Genomic DNA, 19,041 nt, shown 5'->3' on the forward strand with positions numbered 1-19,041 from the left:
TCAAGACTCCAATTGTTCAATAAGTGTATTGCCTAATTTTTCATATGATTTGTTAACTCCGGTAAAATCAATTTCCAATGCTTCTTCCTTAAATGAATCACCCTCAAAAACAGCATCTTCATTTTTAGAATGTTTCTTTAAGCGTTCGTACATTTTCTCCAGTTCTTCAACAGAATAATCGACATTAATAAAGGAGACAAATTTCTCGATAACATTTCTCATTCCGTCATTATAATCAAGCAAAGTGACATTTTGATCTGTTTCATAAAAATCTACAAACCCTTGAAAATATTTCTCTAAAACAAGCGCTCCATATTGCTGGAAACTAATTTCGTTAATTTCTTTCGAAGTGATTCCAAAAACTCCAGGCGGCAACAAATTTGGAACCATATGCATTCCTATCATTTTCTGATGTGATTTTAAAACCTCGATTGGTTTTCTATAAAGCAAAGCAAAAGGTGTCTCAGAAAAAATCGATCTCAAATAATCGGCATTGAAGATGTGCCACGCATCCAACTTTAGAATTAAATTCTTTTGTTCCGGGAATCTTTTTTGTCCAAGGAATACAATTACAGCTTTTAAAAGTGCTGTTTTTTTATCTAAACCAAAATTATCGCTTCTTAAGATTTCGTCGATAATTGGCGCTTCAGAAATCATACTATTTTCAGAAGAAGTTGCCAATGACTGACTCAGCATTGTAGAACCGCATCTTGATACATGAAATACTAATGATTTTAATTCTATCGAATCTAATTCTGCAGACCAATCGATAACATTATCTACAGAACTAACAACTTTAAATCGCTTCGAATTAAATTCATTACTTCGGCATTTTGCAATTGTTTCGTCAAAAAAAGGATCTGCATATTTTAAATCTCCCAGATAAATCCATTCAAAATAAACATCATTATCTTTTTCTACCAACTTATAAGGAATCCAATTTGAAAGAGGATGATCAACATTTTTCATTTTATATATTTTATTCTGCTAATAAATTTGCGATAATTTTTGCTCCGGCTTCTGTGGGATTTAAAGAAAGTTCAGCGATAATCTGTTGCTTCATTTCTTCTGAATACTGATTCTTTTCTGATGAAAAATTGAGATCAAAACCCATTTCAGCAAATAATTTATCAGACCAATCGTTTCGAATACAATCTAAAGTCAGATGAATTCGTGGTTCTGAACTTTTATTTTCTACGCTATGCCGAAGTTGAAAATTAGCATACCAGCATTCGCCCATTTTCATTGGAACCAATTGGTTATCTACATAAAAATAAACTTCAGAATTTGTTATAATAGGAATATGAATTCTAAAAAAACCATCTTCATAAGAAGTATCATTATCAACATGCTCTTTTATTTCGCTATTAGGTCCTAATCGAAGTAAGCGAACTGCTTCTTTTTCGCATTGAAACCAATCCATAATCTCTTTGAAATATGGGCAACGATCTAGTAATTCTGTATTTACATAGCCTTTATTAGCAAAAGATGTGATATCGTTTATCAAACCTGATTGCGATCTTAAAGAAACGCTTGTCCAATTTCCTTCGTAACGTCCCGTATTAAAATGAGGAGTCCACAAATCGTTTTCGCACATTGCGAGTTCTTCTTGTAATTTATCTATTGAAAAGGAAATCGGAAGTTTACTGGAGGAAGGATTCATATGCTTTTTAAACGATTAAATTAGACAGTGTTCCTTATGACTTGTAAATATATAAAATTTACAAACGTTTTATCATCAAAGAAATAGGTAAAAAAGTTTTTCTGCGGGAAGCCTGAATTTTCAAGGCCTAAGCTTGATTTGGCAAGCTGTCAAGAATAAAATTATAAAGTTTATGAGTCGAAAAAGGCACTGTTTCAACATCTGTTTTCAATACTAAATCGGCATTTTCAGGAACTTCAAAAGCATCACTTATTCCTGTAAAATTGTTTATTTTATTAACGTCATTATCCGGCAACAATGCTTTTTTGTACAATCCTTTTGGATCTCTTTTGATCAAATTATGTATAGAACAATCCAAAAAAACTGTTCTTACAAATTCATGTGTTCTCAATTCATTTCTCAGACTTTCGTAAGGATTTATAACGGACATTAAAACGATTGTGTCTTCGCTAATAAAATTTTGTCCAACATTAAAAAGTCGGCGAACATTTTCACATCTGTCTTCTTTAGAAAATCCCAAATCTTTGCAAATTGTTTTTCTATAAACATCGCCATCGATTATTTCGACTTTATAACTTTTTTCAATTAACAGTTGCCGAACATTTTCTGCTAATGTCGTTTTTCCTGAACCTGATAAGCCTGTAAATTGTATTAAAATCATCGAAAATCACTTTTGTTTTATTCTGGGTTAAAACTAGATAATTTGATATACCGAAACAATAAGTATAAATACGCTTTTATTCGTTATTCAAAAATAGCAAAAAGAATTGTGTCATTTTTTCAAAGAATCTAAATTCGATTAGTTGTGCCTTTAGGTACAAAATATTGGTAGTTATTTGGTACAATGTAAGTTGGCGTGCCGTAGGTACGCAACAAAACGATTACAATTGCGTACCTACGGCACGCTAAATTTATTTCAATTCTTGTTTTCTACCAATATTGAGTGCCTAACGGCACAAAACGACACAAAACATAAACCGTCACCCTTTCATGCACATAAAAAAATTAATGCCAAAACTTATAATCACTTACATGAACTCATATGGTAATAAACAAAAATCACTATTTTTATCTTTTAATTTTAAGAAGTAATGAAAAAGAAATTGGTTGTTTTAACCGGAGCTGGAATTAGTGCCGAAAGCGGAATCAAAACTTTTCGCGACAGCGATGGTTTATGGGAAGGTCACGATGTTATGGAAGTTGCAACTCCTGAAGGCTGGAGAAAAAATCAAGAATTGGTTCTTGACTTTTACAACAAAAGACGCCAACAGCTTAAAGAAGTTGAACCAAATTTGGGACACAAAATCTTAGCCGAATTAGAAAAAGATTTTGATGTTCATATTATTACTCAAAATGTAGATGATTTGCATGAACGCGCCGGAAGTACAAAAGTTTTGCATTTGCATGGAGAATTACTAAAAGTGCGAAGTATTGAAAACAGAAATCTAATTTTTGATTGGAAAGAAGATTTATATACGGGCGATCTGGACGAAAACGGACATCAGCTTCGACCACATATTGTTTGGTTTGGCGAAGATGTTCCTGCGCTTGAAGAAGCAATTGAAATTACGGAAACTGCCGATTATTTTGCCGTTATTGGAACTTCTTTGCAAGTTTATCCTGCCGCGGGATTAATTTCGTATACCTATAGTATTACACCCGTTTTTTATATTGATCCAAAACCAATCGCGATTCCTAATATTCAGAATAAAGTTGAAGTTATCGCAAAAGTTGCCTCTGAAGGTGTAGCCAAATTAAGAGAAAGATTATTGGAAATAGAAAAGGCAATATGATATTCGAAAGTTGGTTGCAGGAATTAACACAATATAATTTAGCATCTTTATTTATTTTCTTTTTAATCGAAAATTTAATTCTGATCTTACTTTCTGTTGTTCTTGCCAAAATAATCGAATACAATAATACCAAATTGAACAAATCAGATCGTAAATGGATTATTTCAACCTTAATCTGTAATACATTCATAACGCTTTTGGGTTTTGAATTGTATCATTTTGGCATTCTCAAAATAGATTTTTCGCCATCGCTATTATCAATATTCACAGGCACTTTGTTGCTGATTGTAGTAATGGATTTTTTTATGTTTTGTTTCCACTTTTTGGCGCATTACTTAAAATGGTTTTATCCCATTCACGAACTTCATCATACGCATGTCGAAACGAGCGTTTATAGTTTGTATGTTCTGCATCCAATAGAAACTTTGGGTTTTGGGATTATCTGGTTATTTTCAATTACGATTTTAGATTTCAATTATCTGAGTATTATTATTTATCTAATTTTAAATTTGTCGTATGGAATATTTGGACATTTAAAAACCGATATTTTTCCTGATTTCTGGTATAAAAGCAATTTCACAAAATGGATTTCTACAACTCAATTTCATTCGAATCATCATAAACATCAATCTCATAATTATGGTTTTTATTTTACGATTTGGGACAAAATCTTCAAAACTATTTTTTAAATCTCACTATTAAAGGATAATATATCTCTTGTAACTTTCAGAAGTTTTAACAATGACTTATATTTGCACCTTTCGAACAAACAACATAACAATGACTACTTTAAACGAATTGAATGCCATATCGCCAATTGACGGAAGATATAGAAGCAAAACCCTTTCATTAGCACCTTTTTTCTCTGAAGAAGCTTTAATCAAATACCGTGTATTAGTTGAGATTGAATACTTTATTGCCTTGTGCGAAGTGCCATTACCACAACTAGCTGACGTAAATTCAAATTTATTTGACAGTTTAAGAAATATCTATAAAAATTTCTCTACTGAAGATGCTCTTTGGATTAAAGAAACAGAGAAAGTGACCAACCACGACGTAAAAGCGGTTGAATATTTTATCAAAGATGCTTTTGAAAAACTAGGTTTATCTCAATACAAAGAGTTCATTCACTTCGGATTAACTTCTCAGGATATTAACAATACTGCGATTCCGCTTTCTACAAAAGAAGCTTTTGAGCAAGTTTATATGCCATCTTTAATTTCTTTAATTTCTAAATTAAAAGAATTAAGTGTTGAATGGAAGGATATTCCAATGTTGGCTCGTACGCACGGACAACCGGCTTCTCCTACTCGTTTGGGTAAAGAAATTTTGGTTTTTGTAGAGCGTCTTGAAGAGCAAATGCGTTTGTTATTTAATATTCCGTTTGCTGCTAAATTTGGTGGTGCAACAGGAAATTATAATGCGCATCATGTTGCTTATCCGCAAATCGACTGGAAACAGTTTGGAAGTAAATTTGTTGAAACTGATCTTGGTTTACACCATTCTTTTCCAACGACTCAAATTGAACATTATGATCATTTTGCTGCATTTTTTGATGCTTTAAAAAGAATAAACAATATCATTATCGATTTAGATCGTGATATCTGGACGTATGTTTCAATGGATTATTTTAAACAAAAAATCAAAGCGGGAGAAATTGGATCTTCTGCAATGCCACATAAAGTTAACCCAATTGATTTTGAAAACTCTGAAGGAAATTTAGGAATCGCAAATGCTATTTTTGAGCATTTGGCTGCTAAATTACCTATTTCAAGATTACAACGTGATTTAACTGATAGTACTGTTTTACGTAATATTGGTGTTCCGATGGGACATACAATTATTGCTTTTGAAGCTTCTTTAAAAGGTTTAAACAAATTGTTATTAAACGAAGCTAAATTTGCTGAAGATTTAGAGAAAAACTGGGCTGTAGTTGCTGAGGCAATTCAGACGATTTTACGTCGTGAGGCTTATCCAAATCCATACGAAGCTTTGAAAGGTTTGACAAGAACAAACGAAGCTATTGACAAAAAAGCAATTCATAATTTCATTGCAACTTTAGAAGTTTCTGATGCTATTAAGAACGAATTACTAGCGATTACGCCTGCTAATTTCACAGGAATTTAAAGAAATCACAAAATATTTTCTCAAAAAAAGCTATCTTTATCGATAGCTTTTTTTATTTATAAATCTTGTTAGGGTTTTAGCCCAGATTAAAATGGAAAGCCTTTTGCTCAAAAAACTATATTTTTTTGCTGATGCAGAGCGACCGGAGGAAGCTCCTGCAACGGCGTAAAAAATAAGTTTTTTGAGTAAAAGCTTGAAATGGAAAGCTGGATTAGCTCCTGAACAATAAACACCATTTTATGATTGCCTTAAACGCCGCTGCACAGACTACACACCACTTACAACCCCTTATTAGCGACTTGGGCTTAATCCTGATGACCGCAGGAATCGCCGTTTTAATATTTAAAAAACTGAAACAACCTCTTGTTTTAGGATATCTGATAGCCGGATTTTTAGCCGGAAACCACTTTGATTTTTTCCCATCAATAACAGACATGAAAAGTGTTGAAGTCTGGGCCGAAATTGGGGTTATATTTCTCTTGTTTAGTTTGGGACTCGAATTTAGTTTTAAGAAACTGATGAAAGTCGGCGGAACGTCTTCTGTCACCGCCATAACGCAGATTATGTTTATGGTCATTATAGGCTATTGCGTCGGGCAATGGATGGATTGGAGTAAAATGGATAGTATTTTTCTTGGTGCCACGCTTTCGATATCATCAACAACTATTATTATTAGGGCGTTTGATGAACTTGGAGTTAAAGGAAAAAAGTTCGTTGGAATTGTATTTGGTGCTTTAATTGTCGAAGATATTGTAGCGATATTAATGTTGGTTTTATTATCGACAATTGCGGTTAGCGATCAGGTTTCTGGCGGTGCATTATTACAATCGGTTTTAAAATTAGTCTTCTTTTTAATCATATGGTTTTTGGGCGGAATCTTCATTATTCCAACATTTCTTAAGAAAGCAAAACATCTTTTGACAGACGAAATGTTACTTATTATTTCGCTGGCTCTTTGTTTAATGATGGTTATGTTTGCTGCCAATGTTGGATTCTCTCCTGCTTTGGGTGCATTTATTATGGGTTCTATTATTGCAGAAACTACTCAGGCAGAAAAAATAGAGCATTTGATTCAGCCTGTAAAAGATTTATTTGGTGCGGTTTTCTTTGTATCTGTGGGAATGTTAATCAATCCGGAAACTTTGGTTACTTATGCACTTCCGGTTGCTCTTATTACGCTTTTAACCATTTTCGGAAAAGCATTTAGTTCTTCTGTTGGTGCTTTATTATCTGGACAACCTCTTAAACAATCTGTTCAAACCGGTATGAGTTTGGCACAAATTGGGGAGTTTTCGTTTATTATTGCAACTCTTGGAATGACGCTTAAAGTAACTAGCGATTTTTTATATCCAATAATTGTTGCGGTATCTGCCATTACAACTTTTACAACTCCGTTTTTAATTAAATATTCTGATCCGTTTTCTGGATATTTAGAAAGAAAACTACCAAAAAAATGGGTCAAAAATATCAACCGTTATAGTGTCAATGCACAAGCGATTAAATCTGTAAGTACATGGCAAGTAGTACTTCGCGCATCTGTAACACAAATTATACTGCATACAATAATTATTACGGCAATCATTTTATTGTCATCAAAATTTGTAGCTCCATTAGTTGCCGATACTCGTTTTGGAAACACATTGGCAGCATTGATTACTTTGGTTGTAATTGCACCATTTTTATGGGCACTTTCATTGCGACGCGTAAAGGTCAATGAAGTCGATGAATTATGGGAAGAACGTAAATATCGTGGTGCGCTTTTAATGTTGATTTTAATAAGAATGAGCCTTGGTTTATTTTTCGTTGGATTTTTATTGAACATTTTCTTCTCGCCTTTAGTTGCTTTTATTGCCTTAATTATTGCAATTGGGGCGTATCAATTGTTTCCAAAAAAATTAAACGAGCAATATCATAAAATCGAAAATCACTTTTTGAAGAATTTAAATGATCGCGAAAACAAAAAAATTGACCGAAGATATGCCAATTTAATGCCTTGGGACGGTCACATGTCTATTTTTGATATTGGAAAAGAATCAAATTTGGCAGGAAAAACTTTGGAAGAATTGCGCATTCGCGAAAACTTAGGAATCAACATTGCTTTTATAAGACGTGGCGAAGTCACAATACCAATTCCGACTAAAAATGAACGTCTGTTTCCAGGTGACGAAATTTGTGTTATTGGTACTGATGAACAAATTACGCAATTTACCAACTATTTAGATAAACAAGTTGAAGCCGCAAACAGCATAGACGAAACTGAAATCGTATTGCGTCAAATGGAAATTTCTAATGAAGAGTTTGTTCAAAAAACGATTGGGCAATTTAGAGGAAAAACTGGCGGACTTGTTGTAGGACTTGAAAGAAACGGTAATCGAATTTTAAATCCTGAATCTCATTTACTCTTAGAAAAAAATGACATTATTTGGGTTGTCGGCGATAAAAAACGAATGAATGAATTAACCAAAAAGAGCGTTAATATACCTATTTAAAAAAAGGTGCTAAGGTACTAAGTCTCTAAGGTGCTAAGTTTTTTTATTAAAACTGTAATCTTAGAAACTTAGTATCTCAGCAACTTAGAACCTTATTTATTCGGTTGCGGTGTAATACGCAAATATGGTTTTATTGGTGTGTGTCCTTTTGGGAATTTAGCAGGAATATCACTGTCTGGAACTGCTGGCGTGATTACTACATCTTCACCGTCTTTCCAGTTTGCAGGAGTTGCTACGCTATAATTTGCTGTTAATTGCAAACTATCGATCACACGAAGTAATTCATCAAAATTTCTTCCTGTTGAAGCTGGATATGTTAAAGTCAATTTTATCTTTTTGTCAGGACCAATTACAAACACAGAACGAACAGTAAATTTCTCGCTTGCATTTGGGTGCAGCATATCATATAAAGTTGCGATTTTTTTATCTTCGTCGGCAATTATTGGGAAATTAACGGTTGTATTTTGAGTTTCGTTAATATCTTTAATCCACTCTTTGTGAGACTCTAAACCATCTACACTTAGCGCTATAACTTTTGTATTTCTTTTTTTAAATTCCGGAACATAGTTAGCAACCGTTCCTAATTCTGTTGTACAAACAGGTGTAAAATCTGCAGGATGCGAAAATAAAACTCCCCAAGAATCTCCTAACCATTCATGAAAATTGATTGGCCCTTCGGTCGTTTCTGCATGAAAATCCGGAGCAATATCTCCTAATCTTAATGTTGACATAATTATAGTTTTTTTAGTTCCTCTAAAATTAGTCAAAAAAGAGATAAAGAAAACACGATTTTTTTAAAAATTAGTTAAAATTCTATTTTCCCTGTAGAATTAGTTCTGTTGGCTAAATAAATTGAAGAACCAAGTACCAAACAGCAAGCGTTAAAAACGAAATTGGGATTCCAAAACCAATCATCATACTGCTTAATCTGGGTTTTAATCCGTAAGTTGAAGCCAGAATTGCGCCTGTAATCATTGGAGCCATCGCAACTTCCATCAAAGTAACTTTTATAGCTTCTGAATGTTGATTGAAAATAAAAACATACAACACGAAAATTACCAAAGGACTTAGAATTAACTTGAAGAAAAGTCCAAGTCGAAGAAATTTCCAGTGTTGACTTCTTCGGTCAAATTGAAGTTGCAATCCTACTGAAAGTAATGCCAACGGTGTCACCAAACTTCCTAATTTTAATAAAAAAGCCTGAATATCAATATTAAATTGATAATCTGAAATATTCATTAAACAAGCAACAACAAATGTGAGAAATGGCGGAAAAAGCAATACTTTTTTAATAATACTAATTGCATTTGGACTTCCTTTCGAATAAAAAGCCGCCACAAAAACTCCCAAAGTCGAAACTACTACAAAAGTTCCGGGTTGATCGACCAAAACAGCCGTTTCTAAACCTTTTTTTCCAAATAAAGCCTCAATTATAGGATATCCAAGAAAAGAACTATTGCTTAATCCGGCAGTTAAAATCAGACAGCCAATAAGTTTGTTTGACCAGCCAAATTTTCTTCCCAAGAAATGAAAAAAAACAAACGCCAAAATAAAACAAATCCAACCTGAAGCAATTGGGAACAATAATTCATTGCTCCATTTTATTTTTGGAATATGATATAAAGTAATTGCAGGTAGACAAATATAAATTACAATTTTATTTAAAATCTTGTAAATATTAGTCGGAAAGCGTTTTACTCTTTGTAAAACCAAACCTAATGTCAGGAAAAAAAATATTAAAATAAAATTGTTCATAGCGTTGAGTAGTCACAAAAATAGACATTTATAAATTCTTGTATCAAACAAAATATAGTGCATCAAAAAGATTTTTGTTACTTTTAATGTGTTATGCTAATCAAGAATTGAAATGTGCCTTTAGGCACTAAATATTGGTAGAAAATATAAATTGGCATAAGTTTAGCGTGCCGTAGGTACGCAATAGATATCATTTTGTTGCGTACCTACGGCACGCCAACGAATTTCTAACCGATATGACTACCAATATTTAGTGCCTAACTGCACAATTTGGAGACTTTCAACCCTTAAAGGGTCATATATAATTTCAAAAATCAATGCAGCAAATAAGAGACAATTTTGAGCGAATGGCAAAACTTTCCGATGAAGAATGGGATGCGTTTTCTTCAAAATTAATACGCGAAGAATTTCCGAAGAAAGCCGCCATACTTAAAAAAGATCATTTAGAAAACTATCTTTCATTTGTCGAGAAAGGATTAGTGCGATATTATATTCCTCGTGAAGATACCGATCTCACTTTTGCATTTGTATTTGATGGCGAATTTGCGAGTGGTTACGATTCCTTTATTACAAGATTGCCAGCACATTATAACATTGAAGCTTTGGCTGACACCGTACTTTGGCGCATATCTTATAATGATCTTCAGGACATTTATGCCGAAACCAAAATTGGTAATACAATTGGTCGTCTTGCAAGCGAAAGCTTATTTCTTAAAAAAACTAAACGAGAACTTTCACTTCTTAATGATTCTGCAGAACAACGCTATCGCAATTTGTTTACAGAGCAACCACAATTAATCCAGAAGATTCCTCAAAAGTATCTTGCGTCTTATATTGGCATTACTCCACAAGCTTTAAGCCGAATAAGAAAGCGCATTTATTAACCCAGGTTCATTGTTTAAGGTTCCTTTTGAATGCAACTTTGTATAAAAAAAGATATGGAAACCTTATTTATTTTATTCGGAGTTTTTGCAATTGCTTTGTTAATTATAAGAATTAAAACTAAAACATTAGAAACAGCACTTGCCGGCAGAATTGCTATGGCAGCGATGCTTGTATTCACAGCAATTGGTCATTTTGCTTTTGCCAAAGGAATGGCAATGATGATCTCCTTTTTGCCCTCACCTATTATAATTGTCTATGCAACAGGAATTATAGAAATTATTGCGGCAATTTGGCTTTTAATTCCTGAAACAAAAGTACTTAGTGGCAAACTTCTTATCTTATTTTTTATAATGCTGCTTCCGGCAAATATCTATGCTGCTTGTCACAATATAAATCTGCAAGCTGCGGATTATAGCGGAAAAGGCATTTCTTATCTATGGTTCAGAATCCCGTTACAGCTTCTTTTTATAGCTTGGGTATATTTTTCTGCAATTCGAAATCAATCAAAAATCAAATAGTTTTTCTCAGGGAATACGCGTTATTCAAGCAAATAATGCGTATAAATTCCCGTTTGGTTTTATGCTATGATTTTCATTGGAACAATTAATTTTTAGTTAAAACTTTTTTTATTCGAAAAAACCTTTCTACATTTGTAATATATTTTATTACAGTATGATTTCAGGTAAATTTGCCATAACGATTCACATTTTGACTTTGCTGACAAAATACCCAAATGATTTTTTATCATCTGAGTATATTGCCGGAAGCATCAATTTGAATCCTGTTTTGGTTCGAAAAGAAATTGCCAACCTAAAAGCACATCATATTGTAGAAAGTAAAGAAGGTAAAAATGGCGGAACAAAACTTGCTGTTGATCCTTCGAAAATTACATTAAAAGAAATATTTGAAATGACCTTTGAAACCATTAACTTAGGGTATGCAAAAAATCAGCCTAATCCTGATTGTCCTGTTGGAAAAAAGATCAATCAAAACTTAAGTTCTTTATATGCTGATATGAATCAAAAAGTTAGTCTACAATTAGAAGGAATTTCATTGGAAGATTTTTCTAATCAATTCTAAGACTATTTTTTTACACAAAACTGTAACATTTTTTATTACAAACTTAAATTATATATTATGAAAATCGCAATTATTGGAGCAACCGGATTTGTTGGCTCAGCAATCTTAAACGAATTAGCAAACAGAAATCATGACATTACTGCTATTGCAAGAAACCCAAAAGACACTTCGAATGCAACTTGGAAAAGTGCTGATATTTTTAATATTGATGCTTTGGCAGAAATTCTAAAAGGAAATGACGTTGTAATCAATGCTTATAATTCAGGTTGGACAAATCCAAACATTTACGATGACTTCATTGCAGGATCAAAAGCGATTCAGGAAGCGGTTACAAAATCTGGCGTAAAACGTTTTATTACAATTGGTGGTGCCGGAAGTTTATTTGTTGCTCCGGGTTTACAAGCGGTTGATACTCCAGATTTTCCAAAAGAATATTACGCTGGCGCAACTGCAGCAAGAGACTATTTGAATATTTTGAAAGAAGAAAAAGAATTGGATTGGGCATTTTTCAGTCCAGCTTTCGAAATGCACCAAGGAATTACAACAGGAAGAACAGGAAAATATCGTTTAGGATTAGAGAATCCAGTTTTTAACGACGAACAAAGAAGTATTTTATCTGTTGAGGATTTAGCGGTTGTTATTGCTGATGAAGCCGAAAACGCAAAACATCATCAAGTTCGTTTTACAGCAGCTTATTAAAACACCAATTTCACGAATTTTCACGAATTAAAATGTTTAGCAAGCTTGTAATTAGTGTTAATTCGTGAAATTAGTGTTCCATTTACAAAACAGTTTCAAAGAAAATCCTTTTTTGAAACTGTTTTTGTTTTCTGTACTTTTACACTACCAAAAAGTATATTTTGTCAAGTTCAAAAAAACAATCAAGCAGCTTACAAGAAAAAGCCGGAATTTCGCCTCCTGAAATCACCAATGTTTCTGCTATTCATCAAATTAAAAAAAACAGAAGAAAACAACCTTCTTCAACTGAATTAATTGATGGAATTTTAAACGGAAACAGAACGGCATTAAGTCGTGCTATAACTTTGGTCGAAAGCACAAATCCTGAACATGCTGCAAAAGCAAATGAAGTTATTAATGGATGTTTGCCACACGCTAATAAATCAATCCGAATAGGAATTACCGGAGTTCCCGGAGTTGGAAAAAGTACTTTTATTGAAGCCTTTGGAAGTTATTTGACCCAATTAGGTAAAAAAGTAGCTGTTTTGGCAGTTGATCCAAGCAGTTCGCTTTCGCACGGAAGTATTCTTGGTGATAAAACCCGAATGGAAGAATTGGTAAAAGATGAAAATGCTTTTATCAGACCAAGTGCTTCCGGAGATACTTTGGGCGGTGTGGCCAGAAAAACACGAGAATCAATTATACTTTGTGAAGCCGCAGGTTTTGACACTATTATTATCGAAACTGTTGGTGTTGGACAAAGTGAAACTGCTGTTCATAGTATGGTTGACTTTTTCTTATTATTGAAAATTTCCGGTGCCGGCGATGAACTTCAGGGTATAAAACGCGGTATTATGGAAATGGCCGATGCTATTGTAATCAATAAAGCGGACGGCGATAATATCAAAAAAGCAAATCAGGCAAAACTGGAATTCAACCGTGCTTTGCATTTATTTCCTCCAAAAAAATCAAACTGGCAGCCAAAAGTTACTACTTGCAGCGCAATTACAAAAGATGGTATTTCAGAAATTTGGAATACAATTTCTCATTATGTCGAAATGACAAATGAATTTGGTTTCTTCAGCGAAAAGCGAAAAGAACAAAATCAATTCTGGATGATGGAAACCATAAATGAGCAACTAAAACTCAACTTTTACAATCACCCTAAGATTATTGAACAATTGGAACAAATAAAAAAAGCGGTGCAAAATGATGAAACATCACCTTTTGCAGCCGCTCAGTTTTTATTGAATGAATATAAAAAACAGCTCTAAATTCCTTAAAGCTTTTTTTACGTTTGATTTATTTCACATCAATTGCAATTGTATAAGTCTCTTCACTTTCTTGAATAGGGTATTTTCCAGGAGTTAAAATATCTGAATTGAATTTTAAAGTTTTAACTATTTCCGGAGCTAAAATTTGGCCTTCAGGTATTACAAAAACTCCATTTCTAACTAAATCTTTGTGATTCTCTTCTGTCAAAGCACTTTTTTGAATTGTCATAACAAATTGTCCTTTAACATTATCAACGCGCACTGGCGTTCCTCCGTTACCATCTGGTTTTAAAAGGCTAAAGTAGTACCATCTAAAGGTATAAACATCATAACAAAAACCTAATGGCTGACTGCAGTCAACATTATGCGATCCCCAATTTCGCACAATAATTGAATATTGTTCATACATTCTTTTGGTATTCGATGTGGTTTGCTGATCTGCTGTTGATACTTCAGCATTTTGATTTGTACTAGGTTCCTGGCTGCAGCTTATAAAAAAAGCTGTAAACACAAAAACTAGCATCACTTTTAATACTTGAGATTTTTTTAATTTTTTTTGTGGTAAATTTTTCATAATAAATAAAATTTAATTGATCCCTACTCTATCACAGGCTTTTCAGGTTACGCCTTTCTTATTACAGATCAATTAAATTTATTTTTGTTACCCACTTTTTCGACTTTTTATTTAAAAAAAATCAGAATTATCATATTTATTTTATTAGTACTAATTTAAATTGTCAGCATAAATCTATATTTTTAAAACAAAAAAGCTACTAAGTATGAAATTTCACACTTAGCAGCTTTTTTTAAAATGTACTAAAAATTATTTTTTTGTATCCCTCAGTTTATACTTATTCTCTTTATATAAATTTCCTGCTGTAATTACATGTGCCAAAGCGTCTTTTGCTAATTCTTCATTTAATTTAACCGGAATTAAAGTTGTATCGTTTTTGATTTCGAATTGCAGAGGTTTCAAATTTGGCTGCATGATTACAACCTGATTTTCTACTCTGAATGCGTTGATATCATTAAACTGCATGATCGATCTTCCTTGTGTTTTTGGATCTAATTTATTTAGATTTCTACCAACCATTGGGGTTTCAAACGAAAGCCCTAAATAACTCAACAATGTAGGCGGAATATCAATTTGACTTGCCAATTTACTATACGAAACTCCTTTTGGAACTCCAGGTCCCATAATCAAAGCAGGAATATGAAACTTATTAATTGGTACTAAATTTTTTCCGTACGTTCTCGTGTTATGATCCGCAATAACGATGAAAATAGTATTCTTGAAATAAGGTTCTTTTTTAGCCATTTCGAAGAATTTCCCAATAGAGAAATCCGCATATTTCATGGCGTTATTTACCGTTGCTGGTTTTGTATCATAAGGTTTAATTCTTCCTGCAGGATATTCAAAAGGTTCATGATTTGAAGTCGAAAACATTAATGAAAAGAAAGGTTTATCGCCTTTAGCTTTAAAATAATTGTTTGCTTTGGTAACTAAATCTTCATCTGAATAACCCCAAGTTCCTTTGAAAGCATATTTATTTCCATCAGATTCAAAATCTTCCTGATCTACAATATCCTGAAAACCATTTCCGTTGAAAAACGAAGCCATATTATCAAAATTCGCCATTCCCCCGTAAATGAAACTGGTGTCATATCCTTTTTGTTTTAAGGCTTCCGCCAAAGTAAAAAAGCCTTGTTGTGAATTTCCCAACTTTACTACACTTTCTGATGGTGAAGGCAAAAATCCGGTTACAACCGCTTCAATTCCGCGGACACTTCTTGTTCCTGTACAATATAAATTGGTAAACAATAATCCTTCTTTCGATAATTTATCAAATTCCGGTGTTAATGGTTTTCCTCCTAAAATCCCAACATATTCAGCTCCTAAACTTTCTTGTAGAAAGATTACCAAGTTATAAGGTTTCTTTAAAACTGTGTCCGGTTGTTGAACGTGTAAAAACGGAATCTCGGCATCTGTAAAATCAGTTGGTCCGGCAATCATGTATTTTTTTACACGAGCAATTGCTTCGGCTTCATCCATTTTACCATACATCTTCGTGTTTCCTTCATTTTTAATCGAATATGCCGCAAAAGCTACTGTATAAAATGAATTTAATCCCAAAGTATTTGTTAGTTGATCTGTAGAAAAAACAGCATTACTAGCATTTATCGGACGTTTTGAAGTAAGACTTGAACGTGCTCCAAAAAACAATAAAAACGCAACTAACGGAAAAATCATCAGTTTGAATTTATATTCAGCACTTGTAGTATAAAAATATTTTTTTCCTTTTTTGAAAGCAAAATAAAGAACAACTCCCAAAATTAAGAATGTCACAATGATAGAAGTCAGGTAACTTTTTAAAAGCATTCCAACAACTTCTTTTGGATAAATCAGATAATCTAAGAATATCTTATTTGGACGTGTATCGTATTGTTTTACAAAATCCGGTGTTGCCAATTCTACAAAAAGAATCAAAAACAGAAATAAAAAGCTATAAATCACCAGAAATTTATTGGTGAATTTCAGCCATTTATTTGGAAGAAACGTAATTAAAAGCGCTGGTAAAAATGACAAATAACATAATAATATTAAATCCATTCGAAGACCGATTGGAAAAATATACCAGAAATTTGGTGTTTCTACTACTCTGTCTTTAAAAATAAAAAATAAAAATATTCGACTTAAAGTAGTAATTAGCAATCCAATTGCTATAAAATTGAAAATGGGTTTTAAAAAACTTAATTTTTTCATTAGAAAGATTTAAAAATATTTTTGACTGAGAAATATTGTAAAACGCATTGCCAGACAGACGCACTGCTGTGCGTCTCTACTCTTCGTAACGCGTTATTTCACGGTCATAAAATTCATTCGCAAGAACAATTAAACCTTCCATTTCAGCATTTAATTCGGCTTCGTCAAGATCTTCTGCTTCTTCCATAAACTCAACCTCATCATCTTTTAAGTTGATTATAAATCTTGGATAATCAAGGTGAATGATGAAAATATCATCTGGAAAGTCAGTATTATCTCCGAGTAAAAATTTAGGTAATTCCATTTTTATTTATGTATTTGTTATTGTTAGTTGCCTTTCGCGAAAGCTATCTTGATTGGCATATTTTTTATTTTATAAGGCTCAAATTTAAGTATTTGAATCTGAATTTTTGATTAATTTTTTAGTCAGAAAGTGAAAACGAATGTACAAAAATATCGCCGCAGAAGTTAATCCTGCCAAAAGTCCAATCCAAACTCCCTGCGCTTTCAAATCTGTATATTCGGCTAAATAATACGAGATCGGAAAACCAATTACCCAATATGCCACAAATGTTATATACATTGGGATTTTTACATCTTGTAATCCGCGTAAAGCTCCTAAAACAACCACCTGAATTCCATCTGAAATTTGGAAAACTGCCGCTATTATAAATAATTTTGAAGCAATACTTATTACTTCGTTATTGTCCAGAAGTTGTCCTCCGTTCTCCATATTCAAAAAGATATAAGGCAAGTAATTATGAAAAACAACGAACAAGATTGCAAAAACGGTTTCGATTATAATCGCCAGTAAAAAAATAGAACGAGCAACGATAACTAAGTTTTTATAGTCATTTAATCCTCTTTGATTACTAACTCGAATCATTGATGTCACGCTTAATCCCATTGCAAACATAAAGGTCATTGAAGACAAACTCAACGCAATTTGATTGGCTGCCTGACTGGTTTTACCAATATTACCGCAAAGCCAGATTGATGCGGTAAACAATACAACTTCAAAAAGCATTTGCATTGCCGATGGAAATCCTATGCTTATAATTTTCTTTATGGTTTCTTTTTTAATTTCATCAAAACTGAAATTCTTGAAATATTGTTTTAAATCATTTCTTCTGGATAACATTATATGCATGAACATTACCAGAAAGATTCTCGAAATTACTGTTCCAAGTGCTGCGCCAACGATTCCCATTTTTGGGAAAATCCAGATTCCGTAAATCAACATATAATTGATACCAACATGCAGAACATTTGCCATAATCATGGCGTACATCGAATATTTTGTCATCGACATTCCATCAGCAAATTGCTTATAACCCTGATACATAATTAGCGGAATCAACGAAAAAGCTACCCAATCAAGATATGGTTTTGCAAGTGCAATTACATCGGCTGGCTGTTTTAGCAATTCCATTATTGGCTTAGCCAGAATAATTACGCCAAAAAGTAATAATCCTAAAAGAATACACAAAAACAAACCGTGATGAAATGCTGAACGAATTTTAGAATCGTTTTTTTCAGCATCACCTTCGGCAACAATTGGAGTAATTGCGGTCGAGAAACCAATTCCTAAAGACATTGCAATAAAAATCATGCTGTTTCCAAGTGAAACTGCTGCAAGTTCAGTACTTCCTAATTTCCCTACCATTATATTATCGACGATACCTATTAATGTATGTCCAACCATACCTAATATAATAGGATATGCTAATCTTAAATTGTATGAAAACTCTTTAGTGTACTGCTTTAAATTCAATTCTACTCTTTTTAGTCGGCAAAGATAGTCAGAAGCTTTGAATTCTTGGATAATATTAAAAACATAAGCAAATATTAAGTCATTTTTAATGAACCTCGAGATTATATAACAATTTCAAAAAATTCTATAACAACGCCCCAACACCTAGCTATTATTTTTACATCATTATAAATTCAAAAAAAATTGTCATGAGAAATCTAAAAATGTTCTGCCTAGCGAGTTTCGCTTTTTTATACGCCAATACCACGTTTGCTCAAGACACTACAACGTCTAAATCTGAAGGAGAAATCAAAAATTATGATCAGGGCTTCAGATTGGGATTTGGACTTAACGGAGGTTTACCAACTGACAATGCATACGATTGGTCATTGGGTGGAGATGTTCGTTTACAGTATGATTTATCAAAAAGAACGTCATTAACGTTAACAACTGGTTTTACCAATTTGTTTATGGGAAAAGATGACAATGGAGTTGATGTAAAAGATCTTGGTTTTATTCCGGCAAAAGCAGGTTTTAAAGCTTTTATCTGGGAAGATCAATTCTATGTTTTAGGTGAAGTTGGTGCTGGTTTTGCCGTTACAAACGGTTACGATCAAACCACTTTTTTATGGGCGCCAGGAATTGGATACGCCAACAAATACATTGATATTAGTGTCCGTTATGAGGACTATAACAAATTCAAAACCAACCAAGTGGCTTTACGTTTAGCCTATGGTTTTGATTTATAAAAGTAAAGGTTTAATTTATTATTTTTGTTTT

At 32.9% G+C, this 19,041-nt stretch carries 19 protein-coding genes; 10 read left to right on the forward strand and 9 right to left on the reverse strand.

Features of this window, described 5'->3' with window-relative positions:
- From WN975_RS13630 to cysC, 3 genes are all read right to left on the reverse strand, one after another.
- The gene (locus tag WN975_RS13630) at positions 1 to 969 is read right to left on the reverse strand and encodes a sulfotransferase family protein (protein WP_337967019.1); all 969 of its coding nucleotides are present in this window, start codon (positions 967 to 969) and stop codon (positions 1 to 3) included.
- A 10-nt stretch (positions 970 to 979) separates the two neighbouring features.
- Positions 980 to 1,663 carry an aspartyl/asparaginyl beta-hydroxylase domain-containing protein gene (locus WN975_RS13635; protein ID WP_337967020.1) on the reverse strand — a complete coding sequence of 228 codons (684 nt, stop codon included), beginning with the start codon at positions 1,661 to 1,663 and terminating at the stop codon, positions 980 to 982.
- 127 nt (positions 1,664 to 1,790) lie between these two features.
- The gene (gene cysC / locus WN975_RS13640) at positions 1,791 to 2,324 is read right to left on the reverse strand and encodes an adenylyl-sulfate kinase (RefSeq protein ID WP_337967021.1); all 534 of its coding nucleotides are present in this window, start codon (positions 2,322 to 2,324) and stop codon (positions 1,791 to 1,793) included.
- A 430-nt stretch (positions 2,325 to 2,754) separates the two neighbouring features.
- Here cysC and WN975_RS13645 point away from each other — a divergent pair, with 430 nt between their 5' ends.
- The 4 genes from WN975_RS13645 (at position 2,755) to WN975_RS13660 (ending at position 8,072) form a co-directional block, all read left to right on the forward strand.
- Complete coding sequence (locus WN975_RS13645) at positions 2,755 to 3,456, forward strand: NAD-dependent deacylase (protein WP_337967022.1); 702 nt, start codon at positions 2,755 to 2,757, stop codon at positions 3,454 to 3,456.
- The gene (locus WN975_RS13650; RefSeq protein WP_337967023.1) at positions 3,453 to 4,145 is read left to right on the forward strand and encodes a sterol desaturase family protein; all 693 of its coding nucleotides are present in this window, start codon (positions 3,453 to 3,455) and stop codon (positions 4,143 to 4,145) included. Before WN975_RS13645 ends, WN975_RS13650 begins: the two co-directional genes overlap by 4 nt.
- Before the next feature lie 91 nt (positions 4,146 to 4,236).
- Positions 4,237 to 5,583 carry an adenylosuccinate lyase gene (purB, locus tag WN975_RS13655; protein WP_337967024.1) on the forward strand — a complete coding sequence of 449 codons (1,347 nt, stop codon included), beginning with the start codon at positions 4,237 to 4,239 and terminating at the stop codon, positions 5,581 to 5,583.
- Between the two features lie 239 nt (positions 5,584 to 5,822).
- On the forward strand, positions 5,823 to 8,072 hold the full coding sequence (locus tag WN975_RS13660; RefSeq protein WP_337967025.1) for a cation:proton antiporter: 2,250 nt from the start codon (positions 5,823 to 5,825) through the stop codon (positions 8,070 to 8,072).
- Positions 8,073 to 8,164: 92 nt separating this feature from the next.
- Here the strand turns inward: WN975_RS13660 and WN975_RS13665 are convergent, their stop codons facing one another.
- The gene (locus WN975_RS13665) at positions 8,165 to 8,803 is read right to left on the reverse strand and encodes a peroxiredoxin (RefSeq protein WP_099709169.1); all 639 of its coding nucleotides are present in this window, start codon (positions 8,801 to 8,803) and stop codon (positions 8,165 to 8,167) included.
- Between the two features lie 112 nt (positions 8,804 to 8,915).
- Positions 8,916 to 9,827, reverse strand: coding sequence for an AEC family transporter (locus WN975_RS13670; RefSeq protein ID WP_337967026.1), 912 nt, complete (start codon positions 9,825 to 9,827; stop codon positions 8,916 to 8,918).
- 317 nt (positions 9,828 to 10,144) lie between these two features.
- Between WN975_RS13670 and WN975_RS13675 the strand changes: the two genes are divergently transcribed.
- The 5 genes from WN975_RS13675 to meaB all read left to right on the forward strand — a co-directional run bounded on the left by WN975_RS13675 (position 10,145) and on the right by meaB (position 13,744).
- A complete protein-coding gene (locus tag WN975_RS13675; RefSeq protein ID WP_337967027.1) occupies positions 10,145 to 10,711 on the forward strand; it encodes a Crp/Fnr family transcriptional regulator in 567 nt (188 codons plus the stop codon).
- A 54-nt stretch (positions 10,712 to 10,765) separates the two neighbouring features.
- Positions 10,766 to 11,230, forward strand: a complete 465-nt coding sequence (locus tag WN975_RS13680; protein ID WP_337967028.1) for a hypothetical protein — start codon at positions 10,766 to 10,768, stop codon at positions 11,228 to 11,230.
- Positions 11,231 to 11,384: 154 nt separating this feature from the next.
- Positions 11,385 to 11,792 carry an Rrf2 family transcriptional regulator gene (locus WN975_RS13685; RefSeq protein ID WP_337967029.1) on the forward strand — a complete coding sequence of 136 codons (408 nt, stop codon included), beginning with the start codon at positions 11,385 to 11,387 and terminating at the stop codon, positions 11,790 to 11,792.
- 57 nt (positions 11,793 to 11,849) lie between these two features.
- Entirely contained in the window at positions 11,850 to 12,491 is a 642-nt protein-coding gene (locus WN975_RS13690) for an NAD(P)H-binding protein (RefSeq protein WP_337967030.1), read from the forward strand.
- 161 nt (positions 12,492 to 12,652) lie between these two features.
- Positions 12,653 to 13,744: a methylmalonyl Co-A mutase-associated GTPase MeaB gene (gene meaB, locus WN975_RS13695; protein ID WP_337967031.1), complete on the forward strand. Its 1,092-nt coding sequence runs from the start codon at positions 12,653 to 12,655 to the stop codon at positions 13,742 to 13,744.
- Between the two features lie 28 nt (positions 13,745 to 13,772).
- On the opposite strand, the gene WN975_RS13700 is transcribed toward meaB, so the two are convergent.
- The 4 genes from WN975_RS13700 to WN975_RS13715 all read right to left on the reverse strand — a co-directional run bounded on the left by WN975_RS13700 (position 13,773) and on the right by WN975_RS13715 (position 18,282).
- Entirely contained in the window at positions 13,773 to 14,318 is a 546-nt protein-coding gene (locus WN975_RS13700; protein WP_337967032.1) for a hypothetical protein, read from the reverse strand.
- Between the two features lie 249 nt (positions 14,319 to 14,567).
- Complete coding sequence (locus tag WN975_RS13705; RefSeq protein WP_337967033.1) at positions 14,568 to 16,508, reverse strand: LTA synthase family protein; 1,941 nt, start codon at positions 16,506 to 16,508, stop codon at positions 14,568 to 14,570.
- A 76-nt stretch (positions 16,509 to 16,584) separates the two neighbouring features.
- Complete coding sequence (locus tag WN975_RS13710; RefSeq protein WP_056247475.1) at positions 16,585 to 16,812, reverse strand: hypothetical protein; 228 nt, start codon at positions 16,810 to 16,812, stop codon at positions 16,585 to 16,587.
- An 84-nt stretch (positions 16,813 to 16,896) separates the two neighbouring features.
- Entirely contained in the window at positions 16,897 to 18,282 is a 1,386-nt protein-coding gene (locus WN975_RS13715; RefSeq protein ID WP_337967034.1) for an MATE family efflux transporter, read from the reverse strand.
- A 188-nt stretch (positions 18,283 to 18,470) separates the two neighbouring features.
- Between WN975_RS13715 and WN975_RS13720 the strand changes: the two genes are divergently transcribed.
- Entirely contained in the window at positions 18,471 to 19,010 is a 540-nt protein-coding gene (locus WN975_RS13720) for a hypothetical protein (RefSeq protein WP_099709178.1), read from the forward strand.
- Positions 19,011 to 19,041 lie beyond the last annotated feature (31 nt).

Source organism: uncultured Flavobacterium sp. (assembly GCF_951805225.1).
In the GTDB taxonomy this organism is placed as follows: domain Bacteria; phylum Bacteroidota; class Bacteroidia; order Flavobacteriales; family Flavobacteriaceae; genus Flavobacterium.